15 protein-coding genes, 1 tRNA gene and 1 riboswitch are annotated in these 15,809 nt (G+C 69.8%); of the genes, 14 read left to right on the plus strand and 2 right to left on the minus strand.

Annotated features, from left to right (window positions below):
* Positions 1 to 77 precede the first annotated feature (77 nt).
* Positions 78 to 560: a LysM peptidoglycan-binding domain-containing protein gene (locus MK177_03065; protein MCH2426298.1), complete on the plus strand. Its 483-nt coding sequence runs from the start codon at positions 78 to 80 to the stop codon at positions 558 to 560.
* A 132-nt stretch (positions 561 to 692) separates the two neighbouring features.
* Here the strand turns inward: MK177_03065 and MK177_03070 are convergent, their stop codons facing one another.
* Positions 693 to 1,454, minus strand: a complete 762-nt coding sequence (locus MK177_03070) for a dihydrofolate reductase family protein (protein MCH2426299.1) — start codon at positions 1,452 to 1,454, stop codon at positions 693 to 695.
* A 342-nt stretch (positions 1,455 to 1,796) separates the two neighbouring features.
* Between MK177_03070 and MK177_03075 the strand changes: the two genes are divergently transcribed.
* Positions 1,797 to 4,571, plus strand: coding sequence for a vitamin B12-dependent ribonucleotide reductase (locus MK177_03075; protein MCH2426300.1), 2,775 nt, complete (start codon positions 1,797 to 1,799; stop codon positions 4,569 to 4,571).
* A 43-nt stretch (positions 4,572 to 4,614) separates the two neighbouring features.
* A complete protein-coding gene (locus MK177_03080; protein MCH2426301.1) occupies positions 4,615 to 5,265 on the plus strand; it encodes a thymidine kinase in 651 nt (216 codons plus the stop codon).
* Here MK177_03080 and MK177_03085 read toward each other — a convergent pair.
* Positions 5,233 to 5,685: a nuclear transport factor 2 family protein gene (locus MK177_03085; protein ID MCH2426302.1), complete on the minus strand. Its 453-nt coding sequence runs from the start codon at positions 5,683 to 5,685 to the stop codon at positions 5,233 to 5,235. The two genes, MK177_03080 and MK177_03085, sit on opposite strands and share 33 nt — an antisense overlap.
* Positions 5,686 to 5,760: 75 nt before the next feature.
* Between MK177_03085 and MK177_03090 the strand changes: the two genes are divergently transcribed.
* The 11 genes from MK177_03090 to MK177_03140 all read left to right on the plus strand — a co-directional run bounded on the left by MK177_03090 (position 5,761) and on the right by MK177_03140 (position 15,759).
* A complete protein-coding gene (locus MK177_03090; protein MCH2426303.1) occupies positions 5,761 to 7,563 on the plus strand; it encodes an acyl-CoA dehydrogenase in 1,803 nt (600 codons plus the stop codon).
* Positions 7,564 to 7,584: 21 nt separating this feature from the next.
* Positions 7,585 to 8,415, plus strand: coding sequence for a prolipoprotein diacylglyceryl transferase (lgt, locus tag MK177_03095; protein MCH2426304.1), 831 nt, complete (start codon positions 7,585 to 7,587; stop codon positions 8,413 to 8,415).
* Positions 8,412 to 8,945: an adenylate/guanylate cyclase domain-containing protein gene (locus MK177_03100; GenBank protein ID MCH2426305.1), complete on the plus strand. Its 534-nt coding sequence runs from the start codon at positions 8,412 to 8,414 to the stop codon at positions 8,943 to 8,945. Before lgt ends, MK177_03100 begins: the two co-directional genes overlap by 4 nt.
* A gap of 6 nt (positions 8,946 to 8,951) precedes the next feature.
* Complete coding sequence (locus tag MK177_03105; protein ID MCH2426306.1) at positions 8,952 to 9,251, plus strand: MGMT family protein; 300 nt, start codon at positions 8,952 to 8,954, stop codon at positions 9,249 to 9,251.
* A gap of 187 nt (positions 9,252 to 9,438) precedes the next feature.
* Complete coding sequence (locus tag MK177_03110) at positions 9,439 to 10,608, plus strand: DEAD/DEAH box helicase (GenBank protein ID MCH2426307.1); 1,170 nt, start codon at positions 9,439 to 9,441, stop codon at positions 10,606 to 10,608.
* A gap of 30 nt (positions 10,609 to 10,638) precedes the next feature.
* The gene (locus tag MK177_03115) at positions 10,639 to 12,246 is read left to right on the plus strand and encodes an SAM-dependent methyltransferase (protein ID MCH2426308.1); all 1,608 of its coding nucleotides are present in this window, start codon (positions 10,639 to 10,641) and stop codon (positions 12,244 to 12,246) included.
* Positions 12,247 to 12,305: 59 nt separating this feature from the next.
* Positions 12,306 to 12,423, plus strand: a riboswitch (SAM-I-IV-variant riboswitch).
* 64 nt (positions 12,424 to 12,487) lie between these two features.
* Positions 12,488 to 13,714 carry a homoserine O-acetyltransferase gene (locus tag MK177_03120; GenBank protein MCH2426309.1) on the plus strand — a complete coding sequence of 409 codons (1,227 nt, stop codon included), beginning with the start codon at positions 12,488 to 12,490 and terminating at the stop codon, positions 13,712 to 13,714.
* Positions 13,714 to 14,916 carry a PLP-dependent aspartate aminotransferase family protein gene (locus MK177_03125; GenBank protein ID MCH2426310.1) on the plus strand — a complete coding sequence of 401 codons (1,203 nt, stop codon included), beginning with the start codon at positions 13,714 to 13,716 and terminating at the stop codon, positions 14,914 to 14,916. The genes MK177_03120 and MK177_03125 overlap by 1 nt, the downstream gene beginning before the upstream one ends.
* An 85-nt stretch (positions 14,917 to 15,001) precedes the next feature.
* Positions 15,002 to 15,394 carry a hypothetical protein gene (locus MK177_03130; GenBank protein MCH2426311.1) on the plus strand — a complete coding sequence of 131 codons (393 nt, stop codon included), beginning with the start codon at positions 15,002 to 15,004 and terminating at the stop codon, positions 15,392 to 15,394.
* Positions 15,395 to 15,403: 9 nt separating this feature from the next.
* Positions 15,404 to 15,634 carry a hypothetical protein gene (locus MK177_03135; protein MCH2426312.1) on the plus strand — a complete coding sequence of 77 codons (231 nt, stop codon included), beginning with the start codon at positions 15,404 to 15,406 and terminating at the stop codon, positions 15,632 to 15,634.
* Between the two features lie 49 nt (positions 15,635 to 15,683).
* Positions 15,684 to 15,759: transfer RNA gene (locus MK177_03140), tRNA-Gly, on the plus strand.
* The last annotated feature ends 50 nt before the right edge of the window (positions 15,760 to 15,809 follow it).

The raw sequence follows: 15,809 nt of genomic DNA on the forward strand, positions 1-15,809 counted from the left end.
GAACAGGCGTTCCGTGTCAAGGACCCGGTCGGCCAGACGCATCGCCGGTGTCACACTCTGTCGTCAGGATGTAGTGCATGAACGCGATGACCCTCGAACTTCCGCTCGACCTGGCCCTCGAGGCCGGCTCACGTCCGGTCCCACGTCCCGTCGGCCATGGCGTCGTCCAACGCCTGTTCACCGACGTTCTCTCGGCCGAGCCGTACGCCGTCGGATCCCGGCGGAATGGACCCGCGGTTCGTGCCGCCGTGGTGGGACCGGCCGTCTACCGCCGCCGTCGCCTCATCGCGGCGGTGGTCCTGGGTCTGCTCATCTCGAGCCTCTCGTTGCTGGGCGGTGAGCTGATCGGGCGGGTGACCGGCACGCCTGGCTCCACCGTGGTCGAGGCGGCCGGCGAGCCGATCATCTACGTGGTCCAGCCGGGCGACACGCTCTGGTCCATCGCCGAGCGGGTGAGCCCGCACGGGCGGGACATCCGGGACACGGTCGACCGCCTCTCGGTGGTCACCGGCGGGTCGTTGCTCCATCCCGGTCAGCGCATAGTCCTCCCGTACGGTTGATCGGCCGGGTCGCCGACCGCTCGACCAATTCCACGATGGTCCCGCCATCCTCCCCGGTCAGGTCCTTCCCGGACGGGTTCCCCTCAGGCGGGTTCTCCTCGGGATGGTCCCATTCGGCCAATGAGGTACCGGTCAGGCAATGAGGTACCTGCAGAAGAGGAACCCCTGATGGGTCGATACCTGGTCCAGCCGGAGGCCGGAGGGCACGGCGAACGGCGCACCGTCCAGGAGCCCCCGGCTCGTGGCTCCGGCGCCGCCGACCAACATGGGCGAGATCGTGAGGCAGAGCTCGTCGACCAGGCCGGCTGCCAGCAACTGGTGGTTGAGGTCCGGTCCTCCCTCGCACAGCACGGTTCGGGCACCGAGGTCCCCGAGGGTGGCCAGCAGCCCGGTGAGGTCTACCCGTGTCTCGCCCAGGGCGATCAGGTCGGCCACAGGCTCGAGTGCCGCCCGCCGGTCGGCGGGTGCCGACCTGACGGTCGCAACAAGGGGCGGCTGATCCGCTGGAAGGCGCCCGGCGAACAGCGGGGCCATCGGGTCGAGGTCGAGTCGCTCCGACACCACGACCAGCCTCGGACGGGCAGATCGCCCGGCGGTGGCACGCACCACCGCCATACGGTCGTCGGGAGTTCGCGGTGGTTGGTAGTCCTCGGCCCTCACGGTTCCCGCTCCGACCAGGATCATGTCCGCCACGCCGCGCAGTGCCCGGAAGACCTGACGGTCCCCCGGGCCGCCCAACCGGCCGGACCGACCGTCTACGACGGTGGCGCCGTCGACGGACGCCACCATGTTGATCATCACCCACGGTCGACCGGGCGGTGGAGGGCGCTCAAGGTCCAGGTGGACGTCGACCGGGTCGACCTCGGGCCCGGTTCCCGGATGGAGGCGGTGCACGACGTGACGGTACCCCGCGCCGGCTGTGGACAACCTCGTAGTAGTCCACCGGGAAATCCACAGTGAATACCACTATCGGTCCACAGCCCGCCGTCCCTAGGTTTCGACTTCGTGGCCGGTGGTGGTCGGCCCGGCAGAAACCGTCAAACCGATCCGTCGGGGAGACGCTGGGAGGACCGCACCGATTGCCGGTAAGGGTGTTCGCGTGACGGGCTCCTGGACCTGGGCCCTCCGCCCTCGGCCACGACAGCCGGGGCGCCCCGGGACTGTCACAGGTGGTCCGTACCATCGTGGCCGGTGGGCCGACCGGTCGGACTCGGGTGCAGGAGGACGGAGCAGGAAATGTCGATAGCGCCCGAGCGGGGGGTCCTGGGTATCCGCCGCCACTTCACCACGCCGGGAATCGATCCCTACGACGAGATCGACTGGGAGGTACGCACATCCCGCCTGGTCGACCACCGTGACGGGTCGGTCGCCTTCCAGCAGGACGACGTGGAGGTGCCGGCCGACTGGTCTCTGAACGCCACCAACATCCTCGCCCAGAAGTACTTCCGGGGCCCGCTGGATGGTCCCGACAGGGAGTCGTCGCTTCGCCAGGTGGCCGACCGCGTCGTCGGCACGATCGCCGACTGGGGCCGGAGGGACGGCTACTTTGCCGACGGTGACGAGGCCGAGGCCTTCGCCGCCGAACTCCGGTACCTGATCGTGACTCAGCGGGCCGCTTTGAACTCGCCGGTGTGGTTCAACATCGGCGTACCCGGAGTCCCACAGCAGGCCTCCGCCTGCTTCATCCTGTCGGTCGAGGACCAGATGTCCTCGATCCTGAACTGGTACGTGGAGGAGGGCACGATCTTCAAGGGCGGTTCCGGTGCCGGGGTCAACCTGAGTGCCATCCGGTCCTCCAGGGAGGCCCTGCGGGGCGGGGGCCAGGCCAGCGGTCCGGTCAGCTTCATGAGGGGCGCCGACGCCTCGGCCGGCACCATCAAGAGCGGCGGCAAGACCCGACGGGCCGCCAAGATGGTCATCCTGGACGTCGACCACCCGGACGTCCAGGAGTTCATCTGGTGCAAGGCCCGCGAGGAGCGCAAGGTCCGGGTCCTCGCCGAGGCCGGGTTCGACGTCGGCTTCGACGGCGCCGACAGCCATTCGATCATGTACCAGAACGCCAACAACTCGGTCCGGGTGACCGACGAGTTCATGCGGGCCGTCGAGGCCGACGCCGACTGGGACCTCACGGCGGTCACCGACGGCTCGGTGGTCGAGACGGTCCGGGCCCGAGACCTGTTCCGGCAGATGTCCCAGGCGGCCTGGGAGTGCGCAGACCCCGGCCTCCAGTTCGACACCACCATCAACCGGTGGCACACGGCGTCCAACACCGGTCGGATCACGGCCAGCAATCCATGCGCGGAGTACGTCCACCTGGATGACAGCGCGTGCAATCTGGCGAGCCTCAACCTGTTGAAGTTCCTGGGTGCCTCAGACGACGACACCGATGCCATCGGCGGATTTGACATCGACGGCTTCCGCCATGCGATCGAGGTGGTCTTCACGGCCCAGGAGATCCTCGTCGGCAACGCCGACTATCCGACCGAGGCCATCGGCCAGACCACCCGGGCCTTCCGCCAACTCGGGCTGGGCTACGCCAACCTCGGGGCACTCCTCATGGCCCTTGGCCTGCCCTACGACAGCGACGACGGGCGGGCGGTGGCAGCCGCCCTCACGTCGTTGATGACGGGCCACGCCTACCGGACCTCGGCCCGACTGGCCGACCGGATGGGGGCGTTCGAGGGCTTCGAGCACAATCGGGAGCCGATGCTGGGCGTGCTGAACATGCACCGCGAGGCGGTCGAGCTTCTGGATGCCGAGGTGGCGCCGGCCGTCGTGGCGGCAGGCCGCACCGCCTGGTTCGAGGCCTGCGCGCTTGCCCAGCGTGTGGGCGTCCGCAACAGCCAGGCCACCGTGCTGGCGCCCACCGGCACCATTGGCCTCCTCATGGACTGTGACACCACCGGGATTGAGCCCGACCTCAGCCTGGTGAAGCACAAGCGCCTGGTCGGCGGCGGCACCATGTCGATCGTCAACCGCACGGTTCCCAGGGCGTTGCGCCGCCTCGGCTACGACGACGAGGCTGTCGGCGCCATCCTGGCCTGGGTCGACGAGCACCAGACGGTGGTCGGATGCCCCGACCTCCGGGCGGGACACATGGCGGTGTTCGCCACGTCGATGGGCGACAACCCGATCCACCACACGGGCCACATCCGCATGATGGGCGCAATCCAGCCGTTCCTCTCAGGTGCCATCTCCAAGACCTGCAACATGCCCGAGACGGCCAGCGTGGACGACGTCGAGGAGCTCTACCTGGAGTCGTGGCGCCTGGGCCTCAAGGCGGTGGCCATCTACCGCGACAACTGCAAGGTCGCCCAGCCCCTGTCCGCCGGCAACGGGTCCGGGGCGGAGCCGGCGGCGGCCGTTGCGGACGTCGCAGCAGCCCTGGCCGAGCCGGTCCGTCGCAAGCTGCCACGGAGCCGACGCTCCCTCACCCTTGAGTTCCGGGTGGCCGACTGCAAGGGCTTTGTCACGATCGGCGAGTACGACGACGGCCATCCGGGCGAGATCTTCGTCCGGGTCTCGAAGCAGGGTTCGACCCTGGCCGGGATCATGGACGCCTTCGCCATCTCGCTCAGCCACGGCCTCCAGTACGGCGTGCCGCTCCGGGCGTTCGTGGATGCGTTCACAGGCATGCGGTTCGAGCCGGCCGGCATGACCGATGATCCGGACCTCCGGATCGCCACGAGCCTCATCGACTACCTGTTCCGTCGCCTAGCCGTCGAGTACCTGAGCGTCGAGGAGCGCGCCGAACTGAACATCCTGACTACCAGCGAGCGGACCCAGCCCACCCTGCCCGGCGTCGAGGAGTCGGTGACCGAGACCCGCCAGGGTTCCGACCTTCCGGCGGATCCACCGACCCTGCCGTCGGTGGCCCAGTTTGCCGCCCAGCTGGCACTCGCCCCGTCCGGAGCCGATGCCCCCCTGTGCATGCAGTGCGGCGTGGCCATGCAGCGCGCCGGGTCCTGCTACGTCTGCACCGACTGCGGTGCTACGAGCGGCTGCTCGTGAGCCACGTGGCCGGTGTCCGGGTCTGTGTCGGAGGGCGCCGCTGATGGCCGTCCTGCGCTTCTCCTTCGGGACCATGGGGTCGGGCAAGAGCACCCTCGCGTTACAGATCCACCACAACCTGCGGGAACGCGGCCTTCAGGGAATCCTCTGCAGCCAGCTGGACCGGTCCGGCGGCAGGGTCTCGAGCGCCCTCGGGGTGTCGGCGGACGCCATAGAGGTCGGCCCGCGGCTGGACCTGTTCGAGCTCGCCCTGGCCGTGGCCTCCCGACGGGGGAGCATTGACTACCTGGTCTGTGACGAGGCGCAGTTCTATCGCCCGGAACAGATCGACCAACTTGCCAGGATCGTGGATGGGCTGGGTGCCGACGTCTTCGCCTTCGGCCTGTTGACGTCCTTCCAGGGAGAGCTGTTCGAAGGGACGAAGCGGCTCCTGGAGTTGGCCGACGAGCGGGTCGAGGTGCAGGTCGAGGCCCGGTGCTGGTGTGGAGGACGAGCCACCCACAACGCCCGGCTCGTCGACGGGGTGCAGGTCTACGACGGCAAGCTCTTCGTCGTCGACGACCCTGCCGACCGTCGGGTCACCTATGAACTGCGTTGCCGGCGCCACTGGTTCGCCGGCGATGCCGGTCCCGCAACGGCACCCGGCGATCCGGGGCCCGGTTCAGAAGTCGAGTCGGCGCAGCAGGTGGTCTGACAGGTCTCCCACGAGGTCCACGGCGTAGGTCCGCTCGGTGAACCTCCAGACGCCATGCGCCCGCTCGAACCGATCGTGGTACGTGCCGCTGATGACCGGCTGAAGTGGCCCGGCGCCTACCTGCTGGAAGACCGTGTAGGTGCTGCGACAGGTAGCCGTACCGGCCTCCTCGTCCACCTCCAGGATCGGCGTGCCCACAAGGTGGCGGGTCCGCGGGGTGCCGTCGTCGTGGATGGCTACCAGCGACCGCCAGACCTCCAGCAGGCCGTCCCGGCCCACCACCACGGGAGGATCGGCGTCGGAGTCCAGCACGACGCGTGCGTTGGCGAACAGGTCGGAGCACTCCTCCAGCCGCCCGGCGTCCATGAGCTCCGCGTAGCGGTGGATCAGGTTCGTGATCTGGGTGTCGGAGGTGGTCACGGGGACGAACCTAACCCGCTCGGTTCCGTCGGCCCCGCTCCCGTCCGGCCGACGACCGGGCGGTATCGTGCGCACATGGGCGACTACCGACCTCCCCTGGACGACATCCGCCTCGTCCTCGACGAGATCAGCGACATCTCGGCCATCTGCGACCTGCCGCCCTTCGAGCACGTCGACGTCGAGACCATCGACGGCGTTCTCGACGAGTTGGGCCGGTTCGTGGCCGAGGTGATCGCTCCCGTGAACCGGATCGGCGATGAGCAGGGCTGTTCGGTTGCCGACGGCGTGGTGACCGTTCCCGACGAGTTCGGGGCCGCATGGGAGAAGTTCGTGGAGTCCGGGTGGGGTGCGATCGGCCAGGATCCGGACTACGGCGGCGGCGGTTTCCCCGGCACGGTCCAGACGGTGGTGACCGAGTTGCTGGCCACGGCGTCGCGCGCCTGGTCGATGGGGCCGATGCTCACCGTCGGTGCCGTCGAGGCAATCCACGCCTTCGCCGACGAGGGCCAGAAGGAGACCTTCCTGCCGAAGATGGTCACCAGCGAGTGGTCGGGGACCATGAACCTCACCGAGCCGCAGGCAGGTTCCGACGTGGGAGCGCTCACCACCCGGGCCGTGCCTCAGGACGACGGCACCTTCCGGATCTTCGGAACGAAGATCTTCATCACGTTCGGCGAACACGAACTGACCGAGAACATCATCCAACTGGTTCTGGCCCGTACCCCGGGCAGCCCGCCCGGCACGAAGGGGATCTCGCTGTTCATCGTGCCCAAGTTCCTCGTCGCCGACGACGGCAGCCTCGGCGAACGCAACGACTACAGGTGCGTCTCGGTGGAGCACAAGCTCGGTCTGCACGCCAGCCCCACGTGTGTCCTCTCGTTCGGCGATGCCGGCGACGGGGCCGTGGGCTACCTCCTGGGCGGCGAGCACCAGGGCATGCGGTGCATGTTCAGGATGATGAACAACGCTCGCCTCGGCGTGGGGATCGAGGGGTTGGCCGTCACCGAACGGGCCCTCCAGCAGGCCTCCGACTATGCGGCCGAGCGCCGGCAGGGCCGGGCCATCGGTGGCCCGGCCGGAGAGCAGGCGGCGATCATCGAGCACGCCGACGTCCGGCGAATGCTGCTCACCATGCGGGCCTATACCGATGCCATGCGCTGCCTGCTCTACCTCAACGCTGCCTGCCTCGACGTGGCGGGCCACCACGCGGATGCGGAGACCCGGCAGCGGGCGGCGGAGAGGGCAGAGCTGCTGACGCCGATCTCCAAGGCCTGGTGCACCGACCTCGGCGTGGAGATGGCCTCGGTGGGCATACAGGTCCACGGCGGCTACGGCTACATCGAGGAGACCGGTGCCGCCCAGCACCTCAGGGACTCCAGGATCTCGCCGATCTACGAGGGCACCAACGGCATCCAGGCCATGGACCTGGTAGGACGCAAGCTCCCGATGCGCGAAGGCGGCGTCATGGGTGACCTGCTGGCCGAGATCGCGGGCACGGTTGGCGACCTGGCCGCGGCGGGCGACGGGTTCGCCTCGATGCGGTCCGGTCTGGCAGACGCCCTGGCGGCCACCGAGGAGGCCACCATGTGGCTGATGCAGAACGGCCCGGCCAACCCCAACGACGCCATGGCCGGAGCGACGCCGTACCTGCGGATGTTGGGCCAACTGTTGGGTGGCTGGTTGATGGCCAGGCTGGCGCTCGGAGCCCATCGACGTATCCAGGCTGCCGACGGCGATGCCGACCACCTGGGGTCCAAGATCGTGGCCGCCCGGTTCTACGCCGAACAGCTCCTGCCGGTGGCCACGGCCCAGCTCGGGGCGGTGACCGCCGGTGCAGGCGACCTCTACGCCGTGCCGGACGATGCCTTCTCAGCCTGAGCCGGACCGTCGGGAGGGCGAATGATCCCGACCGGGCTCCTCGGCGCCATCCCGAGTCCGTCCGGGAACTCGATCTCCGTCGGACCCCTCGACCTCCGGGCATACGGCCTGATGATCGCCCTGGGGGTGCTGGCCGCGGTGATGTGGAGTCAGCGTCGCATGGCGGCCCGGGGCGGCGATCCCGAGGACATCGCGGCCCTCTCCATGTGGGCCGTACCGGCCGGCCTCATCGGCTCCCGGCTCTACCACGTGGCCACCGACTGGCGATCCTTCCGGGGGCGCTGGGAGGACGTGCCGGCGGTCTGGCAGGGGGGCTTGGGCATACCGGGAGGGCTCATGGCCGGCGTGCTGGTGGGAGTGCTCGTGGCCCGTCGTCGCGGCCTCACGATGGCTGCCGCCATGGACGTCGTGATCCCGACCCTCCCGGTGGCCCAGGCGATCGGGCGGTGGGGCAACTGGTTCAACCAGGAGGTCTTCGGTCGGCCCACGGACCTGCCGTGGGCATTGGAGATCGACGCCGTCCACCGTCCGGCAGCCCACCTGGACGCCACCACGTTCCATCCGACATTCCTCTACGAGGGGCTCTGGAACGTGGCCCTGGCGGTGGTCCTGGTGCGCGTCGAGCGGCGCGGAATCCTCCGCCCCGGCTACATCGTGGCGCTGTGGGTGTTCGGCTACGGGCTGGGACGTCTCTGGGTGGAGGCACTGCGGGTCGATGCCGCCTCGCTCATCGCCGGTGTCCGGGTGAACACCTGGATGGCCCTCGTGGCGATCCTGGTCGGAGGAGCGGTCGCGTGGACCGGGCGCATCCTGACCGGAGCGACCGCCGGTGGCGACGGGATGACCCGATGAGCGGCGCAGAACTCCCGAGGAAGGCACTGAAGCGCGTGGAGCGCACCTTCGCCTTCCTGGACCTGTGCGGGTTCACCGCGTACACGGACAAGGAGGGCGACACGGCGGCCTACGACGTGATCTCCAAGTTCAGGACGGCGGTTCGCCAGGTGGCCTCCGAGCGGGGGGTGCGCCTGGCCAAGTGGCTTGGCGACGGCGTGATGATGGTCGGGGTCGAACAGGAGGACCTGGTGGAGGCGGTCATCGACATCGAGTTCCTGGTCGATGAGAGCAGGTCGCCGTTGCCCATGCGGGCCGGCATCGCCCGGGGCCCGGTGCTCCTGATCGACGGTGACGACCACGTCGGGTCCGCGGTGATCCTGGCGTCGCGCCTCTGCGACCGGGCCGAGCCCCACCAGATCCTGGCCCAGGCCGGCACCGTCGCCCGCCAGATGGTGAACGCCGAGGAGATCCGGCTGGGGGAGCACGACGTGCCGGGATTCGCGCACAAGATCGAGATCGTGCAGCTCACGTCGCTCGGCGGCCACTGAGGCTCCGTGTCCGCTGCGTCGGCGGGAGCCGGTGACCGCTTCACGCCGTTCGAGGCGTCGGTCGCAGCGGTGCTCGACGCCCTGCGACCCGGCGAGGTGGTGACGTACGGCGAGGTCGCCGCCGAGGCCGGCCACCCCGGGGCCCATCGGGCCGTGGGTAGGTTCCTGGGCGTCCACGACGGCTTCCCCTGGTGGAGGGTGGTCACCTCGACCGGCCGGCTGGTCCCGGGACACGAGGTCGAGCAGGCCGACCGCCTCGCCGCCGAGGGCGTGGCGACCGGCGACGGCCGGGTACGGCCCGGCTGACGCCTGACCGCCCGTCACGCTCGGGACAGGCGGCGCGACGGTAGGATGGGGACACCCACCCGGGTCCGGTCGGCCGCCTGTATGCCGACCCCGGGTCGGATTCGTCACCCGGGATGAGCGGTGACGGTACCCGCCGAGGTGCGGGTGACGATTCGGTGGCCCGGCCGCCGGGAAAACAGGAAATCCCATGACGACGACCCAGTTCGCCGATCTGGGCATCGACCAGGACCTGGTCGATGTCCTCGCTGAACGGGGGATCACCACCCCGTTCCAGATCCAGTCACTCGCCATTCCCGACGGCATCGCCGGGCGGGACGTTTGCGGCAGGGCCAAGACCGGGTCGGGCAAGACCCTGGCCTTCGGAATCCCCATGATCCAGCGGATCCCCAAGGCGAAGCCCGGTCGACCCACCGGCCTGGCCCTGGTGCCCACCCGTGAACTGGCCGTCCAGGTCTGCAGGGAACTCGAGCCCCTGGCGGCCGTCCGGGGCCTCACGTTCGAGGCCATCTACGGCGGTGCGCCCATCGAGAAGCAGATAGCCGCCCTGAAGAGGGGCGTCGACTTCGTGGTGGCCACCCCGGGACGGATGATCGACCTCATCCAGCAGGAGGAGCTCTCGGTCGCCGACCTGGAGGGTGTCGTGATCGACGAGGCCGACAGGATGGCCGACATGGGCTTCATGCCCCAGGTCGAGTGGATCCTCAGGCGAGCCGAGAAGGACCACCAGACGCTGCTGTTCTCCGCCACGCTCGATGGCATGGTCGGCGCCCTGATCAGCCGCTACCAGACCGACCCGGTGACGTACGAGGTGGCATCACGCGAGTTGACGGTGGCCGAGATGGAGCACCGCTTCCTGGCCGTCCACGAGATGGACCGGGTACGGGTCGCCGCCCGGATCATCGAGGCGTCCAACAGGACCATCATCTTCTCCCGCACCAAGTGGGGCGCCGACAAGCTGACCGGGAAGCTGGTCGGCGAGGACGTGAGTGCGGCGGCCATCCACGGCGACCTCCGCCAGGTCCAGCGCGAAAAGGCCCTGGCCGACTTCAAGATGGGCAGGATCAAGTGCCTGGTGGCCACAGACGTGGCCGCCCGGGGCATCCACGTGGACGACGTGGACGTGGTCATCCACTACGACCCGCCGTCCGACGCCAAGACGTACGTACACCGCTCGGGCCGGACAGCCCGGGTGGGGAAGTCCGGCGTGGTCGTCAGCCTGGTGTTGTGGAACGAGGAGTTGGAGGTCCGCAAGCTGCTGCGCCGCCTCGGGATGAAGCAGCCGATCGTGGAGGTCTACTCCAACGACGTGCGCCTGGACGACCTGATGGCGTGGGACCCGGCCGACGAGGCCGCCTGATCCCACGCAGGTGACCGGGACCGGCCCGGAGTGACCGACCGGCACCTGGACCTGGCTGCTGACCGGCTTGCCGCCGAGGCGGCCTGCCGGCTCCAGGAAGCAGGGGACCGTCGACGACGCGGTGTCTTCTTCACACCGCCGGACGTCGCCGCTGCCCTCGCCGACCAGGTGGTGGAGAGGGGAACGGTTCTGGATCCGGCCTGTGGCGGCGGGGCGTTCCTGCTGGCCGCGGCCCGTCGCCTGCTGGCCGTAGGCACTTCGGACCGTCGGTCCATCGTGAGGGGACACCTGTTCGGTGCCGACGTGGATCCGGCCTCGGTGGCGGCCACCCGCCGGATCCTCGGTGCCTGGGCCGACATCGATTCCGACGAGGTGGCCGGTGTGGTGGTCGCAGATCCGCTGCGTGACGGCGCCTCGGCGTGGCCGGACCGCCCGGTCGACGGGTTCGACGCCGTGGTCGGAAACCCACCGTTCCTGGGCCAGCTGCGGGCATCCACCTCGAGGACGGGCGGCGAACGGCTGCTGCTGAGGGAGCGCTTCGGTGGCCTCGTGGCGGCCTACACGGACGCGGCCTGGCTGTTCCTGGCCCTGGGCATGGACGTCCTGGCCCCGGGCGGTCGGATGGTCCTCATCCAGCCCCAGTCGCTGCTGTCGGCCCGGGATGCCGGTCCCGTCCGTGACCTGATGGTGACGTCGGGTCGACTCGTGGGCCTGTGGCTGGACCGCTCCGGAGTCTTCGCCGGCCATGCAGAGGTCTGTGCCCCGGTCGTCGAACGCAGGGTCGACGGCACGTTGCCACACGGACAGGTACGCCTCCTCGTCGACCGGTCGGCCGAGCTTGTCGGAGAGGTGCCTCCACCGGCACCCGGAGGGCCGTGGGGCTCCCTTGTGGGTGGCCTGCTGGGCATTCCCGAGGTGGGGTCGATGGATGGCCAGCAGGCATCCGCTGGGCGGATCGGCGACCGGGCGGGCGTCACCGCCGGCTTCCGGCAGCACTACTACGCCCTGGTAGGAGCGGTGCACGAACGGTCGGGACCCGGGGACCGTCGGCCACCGCTGGTCACCACATCGTCGGTCGATCCGCTGCACTCCCGGTGGTCGACCACCACGTGCCGGTTCGACGGACGCCGATGGGCGCTTCCGGTGGTCGACCTGGCAGCGGTGTCGGTGGTCGATCCGGTCGTGGGTGCCTGGCTGGAGGCCCGCCACCGGCCGAAGCTCCTGGTCGCCACCCAGACGACCGTCGTCGAGGTGGTCGCGGACCCGGCCGGGGACATGGTCCCGCTGACCCCGCTGGTCGTCGTCGAGCCGGAGCCCGAAGAACTGTGGCACCTGGCTGCGGCACTCAGTGCCCCGGCGGTGTCCGCCATGGCCGCCCGACTGTCCGTCGGCGCGGCGCGGTCCGCCGGACGCATAAAGCTGTCGGCACGCCAGGTGGCTGACCTGCCGGTTCCCACCGACCGGACGGCATGGGACGAGGGCGCAGGCCTCGCCATGGCACTCCACGAGGCCGGCCGGACCGCCACGCAGGAGGCCTGGCTCGAGTTCGGGAAGACCATGGGTCGTGCCTACGGAACCCCGGACGGGGACCTCCTGGAATGGTGGTGGGCCCGCCACCCCGCCCGGTCGAGGGTCTGACCAGCCACCGGACACCGATCAGGCCCGTGTGACAGGTGGCCGGTCGGCCTACAATGTCTGGACAACATCACGAGAGGCCCGGTTCGCCGGGTCCGGCAACCTGGGACGGACACCCAAGGTGCTCACCCGCCGGAGACGGTGGGGATGTGGCCCGAGAGGGCAACGAAGTGTCCGCCGGCTGGCCTCCTGGCCACGCTGTCGGCGCAGAGCGCTGGTGCCACCCAATCAGGAGACCGGCTGCATGACGCACGAACAGACGAGCGACGACGGGCATCCCGTCGATCAGCCCGTTCATCCGCGCGCCTATGCGGCCGACCTGCCGGTAACCGGGGCCTGGCGCCCTGGCGACCCGGTAGGCGACCGGCGCTTCGCCCCGGTCGGTGGCGGCCGCCCCTTCGTGCTGGAGGGCGGTGGCGTGCTCTCCGACGTGTCGATGGCCTTCGAGACCTGGGGTGAGCTCTCCCCGGCGGCCGACAACGCAATCCTCATCTGCCATGCCCTCACCGGCGACAGCCACGCCCACGGCGAAGCCGGCGACGCCCATGCGACCCCCGGTTGGTGGAACGGCGTCATCGGTCCGGGGTGTGGCATAGACACCGACCGGTACTTCGTGGTGTGCGTGAACTCGCTGGGGGGCTGCCAGGGTTCCACCGGCCCCTCGTCGGTGGATCCGGAGACCGGTGCCCCCTACGGCTCGACGTTTCCGACGGTCACAACGCGCGACATCGTCCGCTGTCAGGCTGCGGTGGCCGACCACCTAGGCGTCGACTCCTGGCTGGCCGTCGTCGGCGGCTCGATGGGCGGAATGCAGGTCCTGGAGTGGGGAGTGATGTTCCCGGACCGGGTGCGTGTCATCGCCCCGATCACCACGACGCTGGCGGCCACTGCCCAGCAGGTGGCGTGGAGCGCGGTGGGCCGGACGGCCCTGGTACTCGACCCGCGCTTCCGGGGCGGTGACTACTACGACGCCAAGCCGGGCGACGGCCCGTTCGCCGGCCTGGCGATTGCCCGGTCGGTGGCCCAGATCACCTACCGCAGCGCCGAGGTGTTCGACGGGCGCTTCGCGCGTGACCTGGTGGACCCGCGGTCGGTGTTCGGGCACTGGGACCGGTTCCAGGTGGAGTCCTACCTCGACTACCACGGCGAGAAGCTGGTCCGCCGGTTCGACGCCAACACCTACCTGATCCTGAACCGGACCATGGACCTGCACGACCTGGCCCGCGACCGCGGATCCATGGAGTCCGCGATCCGTCGCCTGGCCCACCTGCCTGCGCTGACCCTGAGCATCAGCTCCGACGTGCTCTATCCGACGGCCCAGCAGGCGGCGATACGGGATGCCATCCGTGCGGCCGGCGGCCGCTGCGACCACCATGTGATCCAGAGCCCGGACGGGCACGATGGCTTCCTGCTGGCTGCCCGGCAGGTCGGATCGCACCTGGCCGGCTTCCTGAGAGAGGTAGGTGTCTGATGGTCGAGCCACGGGACCGTGCGGAGGACGAGGGCGGGCCCGAGGTCCGCCCGGAGACGGCGGCCGTCCTGGCCGGCCGGACCGTCGACGAGCGGTCGTTGGCGCCGGTGCTCTATCCGACGTCGACCTTCGGGTTCGACACCGTGGAGGAGGGGAGGCGCCAGGCGACGGCGATCGCACCCGACCGCTTCTACAGCCGGTACGGCAACCCCACGATCAACGCCTTCGAGGCCACCATCGCCGAGTTGGAGGGCGCCGAGGCGGCCCGGGCCTTCGCCTCGGGCATGGGGGCTGTCAGCGCCGTGGTGCTCGGCATCTGCTCGACCGGGGACCACATCGTGGCCCAACGCCAGCTGTACGCCGGGACGCAGTTGTTCCTGCAGACGGCCTGTCCGCGGTTCGGGATCGACGTGACCTTCGTGGACGGCACCCAGCCCGGTGCATTCGCCGAGGCGGTGGTGCCGGGAAAGACGATGCTGGTGCTGGCCGAGACGCCGGCCAACCCGCGCCTCGACATCGTGGACCTGGACGCCCTGGGCGCCATCGCCAATGCCCTGACCGTGGTCGACTCCACCTTCGCCACCCCGCTGGGCCAGACCCCGCTGGCCCACGGCGTGGACCTGGTGCTCCACTCGGCGACGAAGGGGATCGCAGGCCACAACGACGCCACGATCGGCGTGGTGGCCGGCTCCGACGACCTCATGGCCTGGCTCTGGGGCTTCGCCGTGCTGCACGGTGCCAACGCCTCGCCGTACGACGCCTACAACGCGCACCGTGGGGTGCGCACCCTGGACGTGCGCCTGCGCCACCAGGCCGAGTCGGCCCGGCTACTCGCCGAGTACCTGGAGGCCCACGACGGCGTGTCCGACGTGCGGTACCCGGGGTTGCCGTCCCATCCCCAGCACGAGTTGGCGGGTAGGCAGATGCGGACCATGGGAGGCCTCCTGACCTTCGACCTGGCCGGTGGGATCGATGCCGGGCGACGGTTCGTGGAGGCGACGTCGATCGCCCGCCAGGCCACCTCCCTGGGAGGGCCGGAGACGCTGCTCTGCCATTCGGCCACCACCACCCATGTGGGCCTCACCCCCGACGAGCTGGAGGCCTCCGGAATCGGCGAAGGGACGGTCCGGGTGTCGTGCGGCCTCGAGAACGCCGACGACCTGGTTGCCGACTTCGGTCGGGGGCTGGATGCAGCGGGCTGAGGCCCGCAACTACCATCGGGTTTCGGAGAAGGGGCTGCCCGTGACGCATGCGCGTTCGACAACGAGGAGATCACCGCGTGCCGCCGTGGCCGTCGTCGTGCTGGCCGGCTGGTTGCTGTTGGGCATCGCCGGTCCGGCCCTTGCCCAGGTCACCACCGTGGAGACGGTGCCGCCGGAGGTCGACGAGGACGGACGGACGGCGGGGGAACGCGTGGACCGGATCGTCGTCACCCTGCGCCTGCTGGCAGGGGTGGTCATCGTCGGGACCGCCGCCTACTGGTGGCAGACACGACCGGCCACCAGGTTGGCCCGCGCCGTCGCCGACCCGGGGCCTCCCGACGGAGACGCCCGCGAGGTAAGGATGCCGACGATCCAACCGCCGGACGACCTCGAGGCCGTGACGCTGCTTCCAGCGATGGGGACAATCGCGGATCTTGTCGACCATCCTGGCGACCGCCCGCCCGGTGATCCTGCCTAGGGTCTGGCCATGTCCGAACCAGAACTCGACCTGGATGCGATGCTGCAGCGGTTCAGGGAACGGGCCGCCGCCGTCCGGACCCGCACCCTGCCGCCTGTGGGTGGGGAGGAGCGGCAACGCTTCATCGACCAGGCCCAGAACGACTTCCAGGACTTCGCCATCATCGGCGACGCGGACGCCAGCCTGGATGACGGCGTGCTGACCCTTCGGATCGACCTGGGTGGGGGTTCCGAGGGCTGACCCCCGGCGGCGCCAAACCGGCGACCGGCCGCTATCGTTCCGGTCTGACGCGGACGTAGCTCAGCTGGTAGAGCATCACCTTGCCAAGGTGAGGGTCGCGGGTTCGAATCTCGTCGTCCGCTCCACGGGAACCCCCTGCTCAGCAGGGGGTTCTGCAGTTTTAAGACTCTGTGGG

The sequence above is a fragment of the Acidimicrobiales bacterium genome (assembly GCA_022452145.1).
GTDB lineage: Bacteria > Actinomycetota > Acidimicrobiia > Acidimicrobiales > MedAcidi-G1 > UBA9410.

What these genes read in the sequence shown, in the direction of transcription:
- MK177_03065 (MCH2426298.1), top strand. Translation starts at nt 78, where the DNA reads ATGAACGCGATGACCCTCGAACTTCCGCTCGACCTGGCCCTCGAGGCC.
- MK177_03075 (MCH2426300.1), top strand. Translation starts at nt 1,797, where the DNA reads ATGTCGATAGCGCCCGAGCGGGGGGTCCTGGGTATCCGCCGCCACTTC.
- MK177_03080 (MCH2426301.1), top strand. Translation starts at nt 4,615, where the DNA reads ATGGCCGTCCTGCGCTTCTCCTTCGGGACCATGGGGTCGGGCAAGAGC.
- MK177_03090 (MCH2426303.1), top strand. Translation starts at nt 5,761, where the DNA reads ATGGGCGACTACCGACCTCCCCTGGACGACATCCGCCTCGTCCTCGAC.
- lgt (MCH2426304.1), top strand. Translation starts at nt 7,585, where the DNA reads ATGATCCCGACCGGGCTCCTCGGCGCCATCCCGAGTCCGTCCGGGAAC.
- MK177_03100 (MCH2426305.1), top strand. Translation starts at nt 8,412, where the DNA reads ATGAGCGGCGCAGAACTCCCGAGGAAGGCACTGAAGCGCGTGGAGCGC.
- MK177_03110 (MCH2426307.1), top strand. Translation starts at nt 9,439, where the DNA reads ATGACGACGACCCAGTTCGCCGATCTGGGCATCGACCAGGACCTGGTC.
- MK177_03120 (MCH2426309.1), top strand. Translation starts at nt 12,488, where the DNA reads ATGACGCACGAACAGACGAGCGACGACGGGCATCCCGTCGATCAGCCC.
- MK177_03125 (MCH2426310.1), top strand. Translation starts at nt 13,714, where the DNA reads ATGGTCGAGCCACGGGACCGTGCGGAGGACGAGGGCGGGCCCGAGGTC.
- MK177_03135 (MCH2426312.1), top strand. Translation starts at nt 15,404, where the DNA reads ATGTCCGAACCAGAACTCGACCTGGATGCGATGCTGCAGCGGTTCAGG.